This is a genomic window from Polaromonas sp. CG_23.6 (assembly GCF_029892315.1).
Classification (GTDB): Bacteria; Pseudomonadota; Gammaproteobacteria; order Burkholderiales; family Burkholderiaceae_C; genus Polaromonas.
In genome coordinates, this window is the sequence record NZ_JARXUY010000001.1 from 2,966,163 (window position 1) to 2,982,877 (window position 16,715).

Here is a 16,715-nt window from a genome sequence, read left to right on the forward strand (position 1 = left end):
AGCTTTTGCAATAACTACGACACCGGACCTTCGGCTTCAATGGCGAAGCAGAAAGTCCCAGAACAAAGGCGTTCGTCCCCTGCCCTCACACCCCTTGTGTGCCGGCTCCGGTCGAACGCCTTTTTTGTTTTATTTTTTCATTTCCAGGAGTTGCTGACATGACAGACCTGCTCAAACCTTCCCTCTCACGCCGCAGCGTGCTGCAGGCCGCCGCCGTGGGTGCCGTGGGCATCAGCCCGGCATTGCGCGCCGCCGTCTATGCGCAGGGCTCGGACGCGCCAGAGAAAAAGGAAGTCAGGATCGGCTTCATTCCACTGACCGATTGCGCCTCGGTGGTGATGGCGTCGGTGCTCGGCATTGACAAGAAATACGGCGTGACCATCATCCCGAGCAAGGAAGCCAGCTGGGCCGGCGTGCGCGACAAGCTGGTCAACGGCGAGCTCGACTTTGCCCATGTCCTGTATGGCCTGATCTACGGCGTGCATTTAGGCACCGCCGGGCCCAAAAAGGACATGGCCGTCCTGATGACGATCAACAACAACGGCCAGGCGATCACGCTGAGCAAGAAGCTCGCCGACAAGGGCGCCGTCGATGGCCCCGGCCTGGCAAAACTCATGGCCAGCGAAAAGCGCGAATACACCTTCGCCCAGACCTTCCCGACCGGCACCCACGCCATGTGGCTTTACTACTGGCTTGCGGCCAACGGCATCAACCCGATGTCGGACGCCAAGGTGATCACCGTGCCGCCGCCGCAGATGGTCGCCAACATGCGCATCGGCAACATGGATGGTTTTTGCGTCGGCGAACCCTGGGGACAGCGCGCGATCATGGACGGCATTGGCGTCACCGCCGTGACGACGCAGGACATCTGGAAAGACCATCCGGAAAAGGTGTTGGGCACCACCGCCGAATTCACCCAGAAATACCCGAACACCGCCCGCGCCGTGACCGCCGCCATCCTGGAGGCGGGCCAATGGATTGACGCCAGCCTGGCGAACAAAAGCAGGATGGCCGAAACCATCTCCGGCAAGGCCTATGTCAACACCAGCGTCGACGCCATCAACCAGCGCATCCTGGGCCGCTACCAGAACGGCATGGGCAAAACGTGGGACGACCCGAACCACATGAAGTTCTTCAACGACGGCGCGGTGAACTTTCCCTACCTGTCCGACGGCATGTGGTTTTTGACGCAGCACAAGCGCTGGGGCTTGATGAAAGAGCACCCGGACTACCTGGCCGTGGCCAAGCAGATCAACCGGATCGACATCTACAAGCAGGCTGCCAGCGCCGCCAAGGTGAGCGTTCCGAAGGACGTGATGCGCACCAGCAAATTGATCGACGGCACGGTCTGGGACGGCAAGGACCCGAAAAAGTACGCCGACAGCTTCAAGGTTCACGCCTGAAACCGCCCTTTGATTTTTCGTTGAATTACTTTTGAAGAGGTGACGCCATGGTCAGTGCCGTATTTCACAGCCCGCTTGAAAGCGCCCCGCCGACTACCGCCAGCGTGGAGCGAAGCGCTACGCATTCGATAGCTGCCAATGTAGATGAGGCGAGCGCAAAGACCGTAAAAGACCATAAAAAGACGGGTGCGGCCTTGTCCGCGACACCCCGGCGGGATTTTTCTGCGTTGTGGTTGCACGTCCTGCCGCCACTGCTCGGACTTGGCCTGCTGGCGCTTGTCTGGGAATTGGTATCCATGGCCACCAAGGCCAGCATTCCCTCGCCCAAGGACACCTTCCTGCAAGCCGTCGTACTGTTCAGCGACCCGTTCTACCGCAACGGCCCGAACGACCAGGGCGTCGGCTGGAACGTGCTGGCCTCGCTCAAGCGCGTGGCGCTCGGCTTTGGCCTGGCCGCCATCGTCGGCATTCCGGCCGGTTTCCTGATTGGCCGCTTCACGTTTTTGAGCCGCATGTTCAACCCGCTCATCAGCCTGATGCGGCCGGTGTCGCCGCTGGCCTGGCTGCCGATCGGCCTGCTGGTGTTCAAGGGCGCCGACCCGGCCGCCATCTGGACGATTTTCATCTGCTCGATCTGGCCCATGGTCATCAACACCGCCGTTGGCGTGCAGCGCGTGCCGCAGGACTACATGAATGTCGCCCGTGTGCTGAACCTGTCGGAATGGAAGATCGTCACCAAAATTTTGTTCCCCTCGGTGCTGCCCTACATGCTGACCGGCGTGCGGCTGGCTGTCGGCACGGCGTGGCTGGTGATCGTCGCGGCCGAGATGCTGACTGGTGGCGTCGGCATCGGCTTCTGGGTCTGGGACGAGTGGAACAACCTCAACGTCATGAACATCATCATCGCGATTTTCGTCATCGGCATCGTCGGGCTGGCGCTGGAGTTTGCGCTGATCAAGCTGGCCACGGCGTTCACGTTTGAAGAAGTCAAGAACTGAGCTGCCGACCCAACCCAAGGAACATGACCATGAACACCCCCGTCAATCCCCAGTACATCGACATCCAGGGCGTCGAGCAGGTTTTCAAGACCAAGAAAGGCCCGTTCTGCGCGCTGCAGAACGTCAACCTCAAGGTCGCCAAGGGCGAATTCGTCGCGCTGATCGGTCATTCGGGCTGCGGCAAATCGACGCTGCTCAACCTGATCGCCGGCCTGACGATGCCCACGCAGGGCGTGCTGCTGTGCGCCAACCGCGAGATCGCCGGCCCCGGCCCGGAGCGCGCGGTGGTGTTTCAGAACCACTCGCTGCTGCCGTGGCTGACCTGCTTCGAGAACGTCTACCTGGCCGTCGAGCGCGTGTTTTCCGCCACGCAAAGCAAGGCCCAGCTGAAGGCGCGCACCGATGCGGTGCTGACGATGGTCGGCTTGACGGCCGCAGCGCAAAAGCGCCCCGGCGAAATCTCGGGTGGCATGAAGCAGCGCGTCGGCATTGCCCGTGCGCTGTCGATGGAGCCCAAGGTGCTGCTGCTTGACGAGCCCTTCGGCGCGCTCGATGCGCTGACCCGCGCCAAGCTGCAGGACGAGCTGCTGCAGATCGTCGCCAACACGCAGAGCACGGTCGTCATGGTGACGCACGATGTCGATGAGGCGGTGCTGCTGAGCGACAAAATCGTGATGATGACCAACGGCCCGTCGGCGACGATTGGCGAAGTGCTCAGCGTTGACCTGCCGCGCCCACGCAACCGCGTCGAACTGGCCGAAAGCACGCAGTACCTGCACTACCGCAAGGCGGTGATCGACTTTTTGTACACGCGCCAGGCGCATGTCGAAAAACTGACGGCCTGAGTGGCCGCTCGTTTCGCGTCAAACACCCGCAACGCGGGTGCCGGAAAACTCGATGCAACAGCCCACGGGCGGGCACCGGTTTTTTTCCTGTTTGGCAATTCGCACTTTTTCACGGGCATTCTCCAGTGAACTTCTTCAAGCAATTCCTCAAGTCCGGACACTCCCCCACCCTGTTCGCTGCCTTCCTGTATTTCGCGTTCTCGTGCTGCATCTGGGTGCTCAACGGCGCCATGGCGCCCTTCATCTCGGAAACCTTCAACCTGAGCCCGGCGCAAAAGGGGCTGATGCTGTCGGTGCCGATCATCGCCGGCGCCTTGATGCGCTTCCCGCTCGGCCTGCTGTCGCAGTACATCGGCCGCAAGAAGGCCACGCTGGTCGAGATGGGGCTGATTGCCGTGGCCATGCTCTTCGGCTTCTTTTTTGTCAAGAGCTTCAACGACCTGCTGGCCATGGGCGTGCTGCTGGGTATTGCCGGCGCCAGTTTTGGCGTGGCGTTGTCGCTGGGTTCCGGCTCGTTTCCGGCGCGGCACAAGGGGCTGGCGATGGGCCTGGTCGGTGCGGGTAATGTCGGCACCGCCGTTTCGGTGCTGATCGCGCCGCCGCTGGCGCAGGCCTTTGGCTGGGTCACGGTGTACGGCTTTGCCGCTGTCGCCATCAGCATTCCCATGGTGGTGATGATCGTGTTCGCCAAGGAACCCGACGACCTCGACAAGCATGCCAGCTTCAAGCAGCACATCGCCTGCCTGTATGAAAAAGACGGCTGGGCCTTCAGCCTGATCTACGCCGTGACGTTTGGCGGCTTCATCGGCCTGGCGACATTTTTGCCGACCTACTACTACGACCAGCTCTCGGTCAGCAAGGTGCAGGCTGGCCAGCTGACGATGCTGGCGGCCTTCATGGGCGCGGCGCTGCGCGTGTTTGGCGGCTGGATTTCGGACCGCTGGGGCGGCATCAACACCCTGACCATCGTGCTGGTCACAGTGGCCGTCACGCTGATGCTGTGCGGTCTGGCCGGTGGTTCGCTGGTGCTCACGACGCTGCTGGTGATGCTCTGTTTTGCCGCGCTGGGGGCTGGCAATGGCGCTTTGTTCCAGCTGGTGCCGCTGCGCTGGCCGATGGCCACGGCCGTGGCCGGTTCGATGATCGGCGAAATTGGCGCGCTGGGCGGCGGCCTGGTGCCGAGCGCGATGGGCTTGTCGAAGCAGTATGGCGGCACCTACGCCTGGGGATTTTTACTGTTCGCGGTTCTGGCGCTGGCGATGCTGGTGATGCTGCGGGTGATGCAGATGCGCTGGACGCGGACCTGGGCGGAGAAGGGTGGGCGGGCGCGTTCGGCTTGAGTTGCGCTATGGCTTCCTGCTGTGCTTGTGGCTTGTTTGGTGGTTATTTGGCTCTGCTGGGCCGGGCAGCCCCCGGCCAGCCCAACCATGCAGAGCCAGATAAGCTATTAATTTAATAGCAAACAACCAAAGCTGGATATGCTCCAACACCGATTTCATCCAAAAAAAACCAGTCACTTCGGCAAAAACAGCAACCAATAAACCAGCAGGAAATTGAACAGCAGCGACACCCCGAGCGCCAATTTCCAGACGGCCGTCGGATCACGCTGCATCAAAGGAGACGCCTGCGGCGCCGTCAAAGGCCGCGAAGCCCCGCGCTCCAGCGCCAGCAGCAATTCCTCTGCGGTTTCAAAGCGCTGGCGCTTGTCGCGCGCCACGGCCTTCAGCACGATGTGGTCCAGCCAGATCGGCACCTCAGGCCTGGTGCGGCTGGGCGCCACCGGGTCGCGGTAGTAGCGGCCCGACTGGTAAGGCAGCACCTCGCCATAAGGCAGCCGGGCCGTCAGCAGCTGGTACAGCGTCACGCCCAGCGCGAACAAATCGCTTTGCGCGTCAGGCAGCTCCTCCGGGCCGACGGCCGCCAGCGCGCTGTAGCCCCATTGCTCCGGGTTGATGAAGCTCGGCGTACCGGCATGCAGCTGGCGCATCGCCTCGGGTTCGCGCCCGCTCAGCGCCACGCCCAGATCAAGCAGCCGCAGCACGCCGTCCTTGCCCTGGTGCAGGTTGGCCGGCTTGATGTCGCGGTGAATCACGCACTGGCGGTGCAGCCGGGCCAGCGCCTGAGCAGTCTGGGTGGCGGCAGCCAGCGCTTGCTGAACCGTGAACTTCTGTCCACGGTCCAGCTGCTGCTGCAACGTGTCGCCGCTGTGCCAGTCGTACAGCAGGTAAAAGGCGCTGCGCTCGCGGCCGCTAGGCAGGCGCTCGTGCAGATGCACCAGGTGGTCCGCCGCGCGGCCGGTCTGCATGCGGGTGGCCAGCCAGGCTTCATGCGCCAGCATGGTGCGCTCCTGCGCGTCGTGCGCCCGGGCGGGGTGCAGCGTCTTCAGCGCATACAGCGACTGGCTGGCGCTGTCGCGCACCTGGTAGAGCAGGTTGATGCCGCTGTCGGCGACCAGCGCCGTCACGCACAAGCCATCAATCACCTCGCCCACCTTCATCAGGCGCGGTGGAATCGGCAGGCCCTCCACCCTGCGGTTGACATCGGGCAGACTGGCGTCCAGCAGGCCAAGGACCCGCACCACGACAGCGGTGACGTTGTCCTGGCTGCCGGCGGCCAGCGCGGCATTGACGAGGTTCTGGCTGGCCAGCGGCGCGCTGTCGGTCGCCTGAAGGCCGGCCAAGGCCTGCAACCGGCGGTCGGTCAGCACGCCGTACACCCCGTCGGTCACCAGTACGAAGATGTCGCCCACCAGCAGTTCGCCCTGCAGGTAGTCCACCACGACATGGTCTTCAGCGCCGACCGAGCGCAGCAGCTGGTGCCTGAAATCCGGATGATTGACCACGTGGTCATGGGTCAGCTGGCGCATCTCGCCGCCGCGCAGCAGATAAGCCCGCGAATCGCCGACATGCGCCACGGTGTAGGACTGGCCGCAAAGCACCAGCGCGGTCAGCGTGGTCAGCCCCATGACAGGCTGGCGTCGCCGGTTGATGCCAGCCAGCCAGGTGTTCTGGGCGGCGATGATCCGGTCCAGCGCGACGGTGGTGTCCCAGGTTTCGGGCGTGGCGTAGTAGTCGCGCACCAGGCTGGTGACGGTGGTCTGGGCGGCTTCGCGGCCCATGCCGCCGGCGCTCACGCCATCGGCAATCGCCACGATGGACCCCATGCCTTCCTGCCCCGGATCGGGCAGCATGGCCGCGCAGAAGTCTTCGTTGCCGGGCTTGCGCCCCGCCTGCGTTGCAAAACCGATGTCTATGTTGAATGCCATGCACCAAGCCTGATAAGTGTTACGCCCAACATGGGTGCATTGCAATCCGCCCAGCAAAATCAGCTTTGCAGCTGGGCCAGGTTCTGCAGGCTGCGGTAGAGGAAAGAGTTGGTGCGCAATCCCTGACTGGCACGCGCGGCGAGCAAGGTGCCTGACAATTTTTGCTACTGAATTTATAGCTACTCGCGCTCACCAGCCATCCGGAAAAGGCATATTTTATGTTGAAAAACCGCTTGCCGGTTAATACGGATGCCTCTGCGTCAACGACCCAGCAGGGGGAAACGGGGCCGGCCTGTTGCGCGCGAGGACTGAAGGCATTTCAGGTCGTTTTACCGGCCGCCGCCACCGCCACCTCCTCCTCCTCCTCCTCCTCCTCCTCCTCCTCCTCCTCCTCCGCCACCGCCACCGCCACCGCCACCTCCGCTACTGCCACCGCCAGACGAGCCGCCTCCTGAGGATCCGCTGCCGGATGAACCCGATGAGCCAGAGGAGCCAGAATTCGACCCAGACGAGCCGGAACTCGATCCTGACGAACCGTCGGAGCTGCCTTTGCCGCTGCTGCCACGGTCCGAGTTGCCTTTGCTGCGGCTGCCCGAACTCACTCCCTTGCCGCTTTGTGCACCGCCCGAGCCCCCTCCTGCGCCTTTGACTTCAACCCGGTCCACCGTGATGCGCTCGTCAGCACCGACCCGGCCACTGACCTGGATCCGTTGATCGACCGCGAGCGGCGTGCCGCTGCTGCCGGAAATCTGCACGTTGGGCGCCAGCGTCATCTTGCTGCTGCCAAGGCTGAGTTCAGTTCCGCTCAAGGCATGCACGTAGCCTTCCAGCACCACCCTCTCCACACCGCCCACGCCCTGGCGCGTCGGATCCATCTCGATAGCCTGGGCAAGCAAACTGCTGCCGTCCCAGGTGCCGCGCACCAGCACCTCCGAGCCCGTCACGGCGCCGGGGGGCAGGCTAAGGCTGGCCAGACGGACGCGGCTGCCGTGGAGCGTGAAACCGAAAGTGTCGACCTGCCCGATCTGCCCGGTAATTTGCGCCTGCGACCGCGCGGCAATCGGCTCGATGCGTGAAGCCGCCACCTCGCCCGACGCCAGGCGATAGCCGCTCACCTGCACCCAGTCGCCGGGCCGCAAGTTCGACAACTCGCCCGGAGCGCTGGCGAACACCGACTGGCCCAGCAGTTCCAGTTGGCCCGTGCGGGCATCGACATGACTCACCGGACCGACCACGGCATGGATGACGGCAATGTGGCGTGCCGAGAACTGCGCCCCTGCGCCTGAAGCCCGGACGGCAACCACCTGGCCCACCGCCAGTTCGCGTGCCGTCGCCCCTCGGCCATCGGCCATGACCGGCGTGCTGCTGTCGTAGTTGACTTCCAGGCCGTTGACGCAAATGCTGGCAAAACCGGTGATCACCCCAACAATGCCGGTGCCGCCCACGCCGCCGTTGTTGATGCCTGTGCCTCCAATGCCGGGGCGACCTGCAACCACGCCATCACGCGCCGCGCCGGTGTCGCCCATCGCGCCTTCAAGGATGCCTGTGCCACCGATACCACCGCCGCTGACGCCTGTGCCCCCCATGCCCGGTCGGCCCGCGACCACTTCATCCCGCGGCGCGCCGGTGCCGCCAATACCCGGCGTCAGCGCGGCTGGATTGACCAGAGAGGCCTGGGTTTCGCACATGTTTTGCGCCTGCACGGACGCGCACAACAAAAGTCCTGCGGCCAGGGCAGCCACCGCAGGACTTAAGACACGACGCGGCATGAAAGTTGAGCTGGTGTTCACGGCGTGCTTCTTTCTGTTTGTCAAGCGTCGGGCGGCGGCTCTTTGCCGGGCATCGCCGGCTCTGCATAAAAGTAGATGCCAAACGTCATGCGCTGGCGCGGCGCCGTGTCGCTGGCGTCGGCCGCTTCCAGCGCCATGGCGCTCTTGTTGATGGCCAGCAAGGCCTGCATACCCACTTGCTCCGACTGCGCGGCCAGTGCTGCGATGGAGTTGGCGCTGAGTTCGTCGCAGTGGACCGTGCGCTCAAGAAACGGTTTGCCCACACCCATGAGGTTATGCGCCGCTGCGGCCACGTGGTCGTGCAGGTTGTGGCCAAAGTAAAAAGCTTTTTCATCAAAGCCTTCGACCGGAACAAAGGCGGCCACATTCAGGCAAACCCGCTGCTCCTCGTCGAAACGCACCACCCCCAAGCGCAGCCACTCGTCGAGCACGACGCGCGGCCGGATGTCGCTGTTCACGCCGGCCACCAGCGCCTCGAACGACAGGGCACCGCCGTCGCTGACAAACCGCGCCAGTGGCTTGGGGCGGTTGTATTCATCAATGTAGTGGGCCGAACCCAGCCAGACGGCCACCAGCTGTGCGCCGAGCGAGACCACAGACGGAACAATTTCAGCGTCCGAAGCCATTTCCTGACGCAGCCGATTGACCTCTTTGCGATGAACGCCCGAGATCAGGCTGACGCGGCTGTCGGTCGGCGGCTTTGCGTCAAGGCGGAAATCCTTGTCGGCGATGTCAACAAAAAGTGCCTTGAGCAGCTCGGCCAGGTAAGGATAGGTGATGCCCTGCGCGAGCAATAGCTTGACCATGGGGCGCAGCACGCGGCGCAGCGCCAGAACAAGTGCTGGTGAAGGCGTGGCAGGGGTTTGCGAGGTCAGCATGTTGGGGAAGTTGCCCTTGTTAAAAACAACTCTACCACGTGGCGTGGGAAATAGTTACACAAATATTTTAACCCGAGCACTTCTTCCTTTAGAGTCAATGCGTGTGTGGGAAATATTCACACATAAAGCGGAACAAGAAAAAGACAGCCGGTTCAAGCCAAGTTTTGCGACCTGCGTTTACTCAAATCAAAATAACTGATTTGTCTGGTTCCATGTTTTTTTTCAGCTTTTGGTCAGGAGAATTTTCATGTTCAACCTCAAGAAATTGACAGTGGCTGTCGCAACCATGGTCACTCTCGGCCTGGCCGTAGCGCCCGCCCTGGCGCACGGTGGCGGCGGCTCTGGCGGCGGCTCTGGCGGCGGCTCTGGTGGCGGCTCCGGTGGCGGCTCCGGTAGCGGCTCTGGCGGCGGCGGATCAGGCGGGGGCCACTCAGGCGGCGGCTCAAGCAGCGGTTCGAGCAGCGGCAGCTCAGCGGGCAGTTCCAATTCCGGCAGCGGAAAGTCAGCCAGCAGTGGCGAAGACAGCCGGGGCCGGAATGGGGCCGATGATGGCGCAACTGGCAGTCGCGGCCGCGCCCGCAGTGCCGATGACGCGCCAGGCCACATGCGTGGTGCCGATGACGCGCCAGGGAAGCGTCTCTAAGAGCGCTTTGCGAACGACAGGAGGCGGCAGCTTTGCTACTGCGGTCTCCTTCTCAACCGTGACGATCCGGTTCTTCAGCCGCGCTGGCCGGAAATGTAGTGTTCCAGCTGCTCGATGACGAATTTCTGCTCGGAAATAATGTTCTTGACCAGGTCGCCGATGGAAATCAGGCCGATCAGCCTGTCGTCCTGCACGACCGGCAGGTGGCGCAGCCGGTTGTCGGTCATCAGTGCCATGCATTCCTCGCTGGTCTGGCTGGGCTTGACGAACATGACCGACGTGGTCATGACGTCGCGCACCTGCGTCAGTGCCGAGGTGCGGCCCTTCAGGGCAATCTTGCGGGCGTAGTCGCGCTCGGTGACGATGCCGACAATCTGCTCGCCTTCCAGCACAAGCAAAGCGCCAATGCCCTTGTCGGCCATGCGCTGCAGGGCATCGAAGACCGAGTCGTCCGGTCCGATCGAATGGACGATGGCATCGCCCTTGGCTTTGAGAATGTCGGCAACAGCAGTCATGGCGATCTCCCTCTTGAAACAATGGACAGGCACATGCGAGTTTCAGGCCAGACGGGCAGGCAATGCAAGCGGCCTGACACCTGCAAGGGCTGATTGTGGTGTTAAAACCTTGCAAGCCACTTGCAAGCGCGATGAACGCACAAGATCGGCAGGGGAAACGCCGGCATGCGCCCGGCTGGCCTCCACCGCCAGGGTGCAACGCACAATTTCAAGGCACCCATGCACCACCCAAGGTCTTGGCCACGCCCGATAGCGGCTATCTATTTGATAGCTGTATGCGCTTATTCAGCATGCGTAAACAGACTTTTTGTTCCTCGACCGTGCCATGGACAAGGCATGGCACAACCCTTGCATGAATAACGACGCGGTCAATGGTGGCTGCATGCAGGCCCGGTGCAATGGCGGATTGGGTCTTCAGGACGATGGCGTCCCCACGGATATGCTGGCTCAGGCCCTGCAACCCGTGCGGGCGCCTTTTTTGTTTTTGCGAACTGCCCACGGGGGTCATGATGAAAAAATCCAGACTGGTGATGATTGGTAACGGCATGGCCGGCGTGCGTGCGCTTGAAGAGCTGCTGAAGATTGCGCCCGAGCTTTACGACATCACCGTGTTCGGTGCCGAGCCGCATCCCAACTACAACCGCATCCTGCTTTCGCCCGTGCTGGCCGGCGAACAGACGTTAGACGAGATCGTGCTGAACGACTGGTCCTGGTACACAGACAACCACATCACGCTGCATGCCGGCTGGACCGTCACTGAAGTGGACCGTGTGCGCCGCGTGGTGCATGCCAGCAATGCAGCAGGCGAAACCGTCAGCGCCGAGTACGACCGGCTGATCATGGCCACCGGCTCGAACCCGTTCATTCTGCCGATTCCGGGCAAGGACCTGAAAGGCGTGCTGGCCTACCGCGATATTGCCGACACGCAGGCCATGATCGATGCCGCCGTGCTCTACAAGCATGCAGTCGTCATCGGCGGCGGCCTGCTGGGCCTGGAAGCGGCCAACGGCCTGATGAAGCGCGGCATGCAAGTCACCGTGGTCCACGTGGGCGACTGGCTGATGGAGCGCCAGCTCGACGACGTGGCGGGCAAGCTGCTGCAAAAGTCGCTGGCTGAACGCGGCATGAAATTTTTGATCGGTGCCCAGACGCAGGAGCTTGTCGGCGGCGAAGACGGCCGCGTCAAGACTGTCAAGTTCAAGCCTGTCCCGGGCGCCGACCCGGGAGACGGCACCGAGATCCCGGCCGACCTGGTCTGCATGGCTGTCGGTATCCGCCCCAACACCGGGCTGGCTGAAAAAATGCGCCTGCATGTCAATCGCGGCATTGTCGTGAGCGACACCATGCAGACCACCACCGACGCGCGCATCTACGCCGTCGGCGAATGCGCTGCGCACCGGGGCATCGCCTACGGCCTGGTGGCGCCGTTGTTCGAGCAGGGCAAAGTGCTGGCCAACCACCTGGCGATGTTCGGCATTGGCCGCTACACCGGCTCGCTGACCTCGACCAAGCTGAAAGTCACCGGCATCGACCTGTTCAGCGCCGGTGACTTCATGGGCGGCGACGGCGCCGAGGAAATCATCATGAGCGACCCGTTCGGCGGCGTGTACAAAAAGCTGGTCATCAAGGACGACAAGCTGATTGGCGCCTGCCTCTACGGCGACACGGTTGACGGCAGCTACTACTTCAAGCTATTGCGCGACGGCCGCAGCGTGGCCGAAATCCGCGACAAGCTGATGTTTGGCGAGTCCAACATTGGCGACGTGGGCCATGAAGGCCACAACAAGGCCGCCTCCATGCTTGATACCGCCGAGGTTTGCGGCTGCAACGGCGTGAACAAGGGCACGATCTGCAAGGCGATCAAGGACAAGGGCCTGTTCACGCTCGACGAGGTACGCAAGCACACCAAGGCCAGCGCCAGTTGCGGCTCATGCACCGGGCTGGTCGAGCAGATACTAATGTTCACCGCCGGCGGCGACTACTCGGCCACGCCCAAGCTGAAAGCCATGTGCGGCTGCACCGACCACGGCCACCAGGCGGTGCGCGACGCCATCCGGTCTAGCAAGCTGCTGACGATTGCCGACGTGTACCAGTTCCTGGAATGGCGCACGCCCAACGGCTGCGCCAGCTGCCGCCCGGCCATCAACTACTACCTGATCAGCAGCTGGCCCAAGGAAGCCAAGGACGACCCGCAAAGCCGCTTCATCAACGAACGCAGCCACGCCAACATCCAGAAAGACGGCACCTACAGCGTGATTCCGCGCATGTGGGGCGGCCACACCACGCCCGACGAGCTGCGGCGCATCGCCGACGCGGCCGACAAATACAGCATTCCCACCGTCAAGGTCACGGGCGGCCAGCGCATCGACCTGCTGGGCGTCAAGAAGGAAGACCTGGCCAACGTCTGGAAGGACATCGGCATGCCCAGCGGCTTTGCCTACGCCAAGTCGCTGCGCACGGTGAAGACCTGCGTGGGCAGCGAATGGTGCCGCTTCGGCACGCAGGACTCGACCCAGATGGGCAAGGACCTGGAACGCGCGCTGTGGGCCATGTATTCGCCGCACAAGGTCAAGCTGGCGGTCAGCGGCTGTCCGCGCAACTGCGCCGAGGCCGGCATCAAGGACATCGGCATCGTCGGCGTGGACTCGGGCTGGGAGCTGTACGTGGGCGGCAACGGCGGCATCAAGACCGAAGTCGCCCAGTTCCTGGTCAAGCTCAAGACCAGCGACCAAGTGATGGAGTACAGCGGCGCGTTTTTGCAGCTCTACCGCGAGGAAGGCTGGTACCTGGAGCGCACGGTGCATTACATCCACCGGGTCGGGCTGGAGCATGTCAAGAAGCAGGTGCTGGAAGACAGCGAGCGCAGAAAAGCGCTGTGGGAGCGCCTGCAGTTCTCCCTCGACGGCGAGCCCGACCCGTGGTTCGAGCACAAGGACGCGGCCGTGGACACGCGCCAGTTCAGCGCCATTTCAGCTGTCACAGCCTGATGGACAACGCCCGCATCCTGGGAATCAATGAGGAGTTAGCGCAATGAGTGAATGGAAAAAAATCTGCCTGGTCGATGACATCCCCGTGCTCGGCTCGCGCCGGGTCAGGCGCCCGCAAGGCATGGACGTGGCCGTTTTCCGCAACAGCGAAGACCAGGTGTTCGCCCTGCTCGACCGCTGCCCGCACAAGGGCGGCCCGCTGAGCCAGGGCATCGTTTTTGGCACCCGCGTGGCCTGCCCGCTGCACAACTGGAGCATCGGCCTGTGCGACGGCCAGGCCGCGCTGCCCGACGAAGGCTGCACCACCCGCTTTGCCTGCAGGGTCGATGGCGGCGAGGTGTACCTCGATGCCGGCGAACTGGCATCGCTGGCGCTCGATTTAATGCCGCCCAGGGCCGGCCCGGGTGCTGCATCCGCCGGCGCGATTGGCGACGCGACCTTTGATGTGCAGACTCCGCACAGCGCCTGAACACGCCTTTTTTTTGACCCAAGCCAGCAGGAGCCGCCATGACTGAAACGCGATCAACCTGTCCCTATTGCGGCGTTGGCTGCGGCGTGATCATCGAATCGCAGGGAAACGAGATCACCGGCGTGCGCGGCGACCCGGACCATCCGGCCAATTTCGGGCGGCTGTGCACCAAGGGCTCGACGCTGCACCTGACCGCATCCAGCGCGGTCACGCTGCAGACGCGGCTGCTCCATCCCATGCGGCGCGAGCACCGTGGCGAAGCGCCCAGGCGCACGTCCTGGGACAACGCGCTCGATTTCACCGCCAAAAGTTTCGCGCAGATCATCCTCGATCACGGCCCCGACGCGGTGGGCTTCTACATTTCGGGCCAGTTGCTGACCGAAGACTATTACGCCTTCAACAAGCTGGCCAAGGGCCTGATCGGCACCAACAACATTGACTCGAACTCGCGCCTGTGCATGAGCAGCGCCGTCGCTGGCTACAAGCAGACGCTGGGCGCAGACGCGCCGCCAGCCTGCTATGAGGACATCAATCACGCGCAGTGCCTGTTCATCACCGGCAGCAACACCGCCTTCGCGCACCCGATTTTGTTCCGCCGCATTGAAGACGCCAAAGCTGCCAATCCGGCGCTAAAAATTATTTATTGCGACCCGCGCCGCACCGACACCGCCGAGATCGCCGACCTCTACCTGCCGCTGCAGCCCGGCACCGATGTGATGCTGTTCAACGGCATGCTGCACATCATGCTGTGGGAAGGCTGGATCGACCCGGCCTACATTGCCGCCCATACCTCCGGCTTCGAGGCACTGAAAGCCACGGTGCGCGACTGCACGCCCGACCTGGTGGCGCAGGTTTGCGGCCTTAAAAAAGAAGACTTGTTCGCTGCCGCCAAACTGTTTGCCACCTCAAGCGCCACGCTCAGCCTGTATTGCCAGGGCCTGAACCAGTCGAGCAGCGGCACGGCCAAGAACGCCGCGCTCATCAATTTGCATTTGGCGACTGCGCAAATCGGCAAGCCCGGTGCAGGGCCGTTTTCGCTCACCGGCCAGCCCAATGCCATGGGCGGGCGCGAGGTGGGCGGCATGGCCAACCTGATGAGCGGCCACCGCGACCTGTCGAATGCCCAACACCGCGCTGAAGTCGCCGCGCTGTGGGGTGTGTATTCCGTGCCGGAAAAACCGGGCAAGACCGCCGTCGAGATGTTCCAGGCGGCAGCTGACGGCGAGATCAAGGCGCTGTGGATTGCCTGCACCAACCCGGCGCAGTCCATGCCCGACCAAGCCACTGTAAGGCGCGCGCTGGAGCGGGCCGAACTGGTGATCGTGCAGGAAGCGTTTTCCACCACCGCCACCTGCGCGTACGCCGACCTGCTGCTGCCGGCCACCACCTGGGGCGAAAAGACCGGCACCGTGACCAACAGCGAACGCCGCATCAGCCGGGTCCGGCCCGCCGTGGCAGCGCCCGGCGAAACGCGGCATGACTGGTCGATTGCAGTGGCCTTTGCCCACAGGCTTGAGCAGCTTTTGCCTGGACGAAGCGCCGCGCCTCTCTTTCCTTATTCAGTTGGGGATGCATCGATGGGTGCCGAAGCCCTGTGGAACGAGCACCGCGAATCGACGCGCGGCCGCGACCTGGACATCACCGGCATGAGCTATGCGCTGCTGGAGCAGGCGCCGCTGCAATGGCCGATGCATGAAGGCGAAACGGCGGGAAAAACCCGGCTGTATGAAGACGGCATCTTCCCCACGCCCGACGGCCGGGCGAATTTTGTCAACACCGTGTACCGGCCCGTGGCCGAGCCGCGCGAATCACGCTACCCGTTTTCGATGACCACCGGCCGCCTGCGCGACCAGTGGCACGGAATGAGCCGCACCGGCACGCTGGGCCGGTTGTTCGGCCATGTGGCCGAGCCGTCGATCCAGATGAACGGGCAGGACATGGCGCGCCGCTTGCTCAAAGACGGCGACCTGGTGCATGTCACCTCCAAGTGCGGCTCCATCGTGGTGCCAGTGCAGGCTTCACCGGAAGTCGCGCTCAGCCAGGCCTTCATGGCGATGCACTGGGGCAGCGAATACCTGAGCGGCCTGTCAAGCGTTGGCCAGCCGCTGGCAGGCGTCAACGCCCTGACCACCTCGGCCTATTGCCCAAGCTCCAAGCAGCCAGAACTCAAGCACGCCGCCGTCAAGATATTGAAGGCCGAACTGCCTTGGTCGCTGCTGGCGATGGCGTGGTTCGACAAAGGCGATGCGCTGGCCGCCCACGAACAGCTCAAACCCCTGCTGGCCGCCTTTGCCTTTGCCAGCTGCGTGCCGTTTTCCAACAACAAGCCACTGGCCGGACCCCAGCCTGAACGCAGCGGCATCATGTTCCGTGCAGCCGCCCATGAGGCGCCGAACGACGAAACCCTGGCGCTGCTGGAACGAATCTTTGGACTTGATGGCTCCTACATCCTGCGCTATGCCGACCGCAGGAAAGGCCAACGTCGCACCGTGCGGCTGGCACGCACCCACGAAGCGGCCGAATTGACTGGCTTCGTGCTGGCCGGCGACACCAGTGCCGAGGCATGGATCAGTACCTTGTTGCGGGACGAGCTGCCGGCGCAGGCCTATGGCCGGCTGCTGTTGCTGCCGGGGGCCAAGCCGCCGGTGGCCATCCAGTCGCGCGGCAAGGTCGTGTGCAGCTGCCTGAACGTCACCGACGTGGCCATCGACCACCAGCTGGCGCTGCTGGCGCAGGATGCGGCCGTTGCCGACACCGACGACGCGCGCCTGGCTTCGCTGCAGCAGGCACTGAAATGCGGCACCAGCTGCGGCTCCTGCGTTCCCGAGCTCAAGCGCAGACTGCGCTCGGCCAGAGCCGACATGGCAGCGCCGACGCGCGCCGTGATTCCGATTCGGCAGGTGGCTTAAGCCATTTCGTTAT

12 protein-coding genes are annotated in these 16,715 nt (G+C 63.3%); 8 read left to right on the top strand and 4 right to left on the bottom strand.

Going from position 1 to position 16,715, the window contains the following annotated elements; all coding sequences use genetic code 11:
- Nucleotides 1-158 precede the first annotated feature (158 nt).
- The 4 genes from H4V98_RS13995 to H4V98_RS14010 all read left to right on the top strand — a co-directional run bounded on the left by H4V98_RS13995 (nt 159) and on the right by H4V98_RS14010 (nt 4,586).
- Nucleotides 159-1,403 (top strand): CmpA/NrtA family ABC transporter substrate-binding protein, encoded by a 1,245-nt coding sequence (locus tag H4V98_RS13995; protein WP_196863568.1) that lies wholly within the window; start codon nt 159-161, stop codon nt 1,401-1,403.
- A gap of 47 nt (nt 1,404-1,450) precedes the next feature.
- A complete protein-coding gene (gene ntrB / locus H4V98_RS14000) occupies nt 1,451-2,401 on the top strand; it encodes a nitrate ABC transporter permease (RefSeq protein WP_196863569.1) in 951 nt (316 codons plus the stop codon).
- 29 nt (nt 2,402-2,430) lie between these two features.
- Complete coding sequence (locus H4V98_RS14005; RefSeq protein ID WP_196863570.1) at nt 2,431-3,246, top strand: ABC transporter ATP-binding protein; 816 nt, start codon at nt 2,431-2,433, stop codon at nt 3,244-3,246.
- A 125-nt stretch (nt 3,247-3,371) separates the two neighbouring features.
- Nucleotides 3,372-4,586 carry an MFS transporter gene (locus H4V98_RS14010; protein WP_280757597.1) on the top strand — a complete coding sequence of 405 codons (1,215 nt, stop codon included), beginning with the start codon at nt 3,372-3,374 and terminating at the stop codon, nt 4,584-4,586.
- 173 nt (nt 4,587-4,759) lie between these two features.
- On the opposite strand, the gene H4V98_RS14015 is transcribed toward H4V98_RS14010, so the two are convergent.
- From H4V98_RS14015 to H4V98_RS14025, 3 genes are all read right to left on the bottom strand, one after another.
- Nucleotides 4,760-6,511, bottom strand: coding sequence for a bifunctional protein-serine/threonine kinase/phosphatase (locus H4V98_RS14015; protein ID WP_196863572.1), 1,752 nt, complete (start codon nt 6,509-6,511; stop codon nt 4,760-4,762).
- A gap of 329 nt (nt 6,512-6,840) precedes the next feature.
- Complete coding sequence (locus H4V98_RS14020; RefSeq protein ID WP_280757598.1) at nt 6,841-8,301, bottom strand: DUF5666 domain-containing protein; 1,461 nt, start codon at nt 8,299-8,301, stop codon at nt 6,841-6,843.
- A gap of 20 nt (nt 8,302-8,321) precedes the next feature.
- Entirely contained in the window at nt 8,322-9,179 is an 858-nt protein-coding gene (locus H4V98_RS14025; RefSeq protein ID WP_196863574.1) for a DUF6502 family protein, read from the bottom strand.
- Between the two features lie 247 nt (nt 9,180-9,426).
- Here H4V98_RS14025 and H4V98_RS14030 point away from each other — a divergent pair, with 247 nt between their 5' ends.
- Nucleotides 9,427-9,822 (top strand): hypothetical protein, encoded by a 396-nt coding sequence (locus tag H4V98_RS14030; RefSeq protein WP_196863575.1) that lies wholly within the window; start codon nt 9,427-9,429, stop codon nt 9,820-9,822.
- 74 nt (nt 9,823-9,896) lie between these two features.
- On the opposite strand, the gene H4V98_RS14035 is transcribed toward H4V98_RS14030, so the two are convergent.
- Nucleotides 9,897-10,337, bottom strand: coding sequence for a CBS domain-containing protein (locus H4V98_RS14035; protein ID WP_196863576.1), 441 nt, complete (start codon nt 10,335-10,337; stop codon nt 9,897-9,899).
- Between the two features lie 509 nt (nt 10,338-10,846).
- On the opposite strand from H4V98_RS14035, the gene nirB reads away from it, so the two are divergent.
- From nirB to H4V98_RS14050, 3 genes are read left to right on the top strand one after another with little or no spacing between them, the layout of a single operon-like run.
- A complete protein-coding gene (gene nirB / locus H4V98_RS14040) occupies nt 10,847-13,324 on the top strand; it encodes a nitrite reductase large subunit NirB (RefSeq protein ID WP_196863577.1) in 2,478 nt (825 codons plus the stop codon).
- Between the two features lie 43 nt (nt 13,325-13,367).
- Nucleotides 13,368-13,793, top strand: coding sequence for a nitrite reductase small subunit NirD (nirD, locus tag H4V98_RS14045; RefSeq protein WP_196863578.1), 426 nt, complete (start codon nt 13,368-13,370; stop codon nt 13,791-13,793).
- A 38-nt stretch (nt 13,794-13,831) separates the two neighbouring features.
- A complete protein-coding gene (locus tag H4V98_RS14050) occupies nt 13,832-16,702 on the top strand; it encodes a nitrate reductase (RefSeq protein WP_196863579.1) in 2,871 nt (956 codons plus the stop codon).
- Nucleotides 16,703-16,715 lie beyond the last annotated feature (13 nt).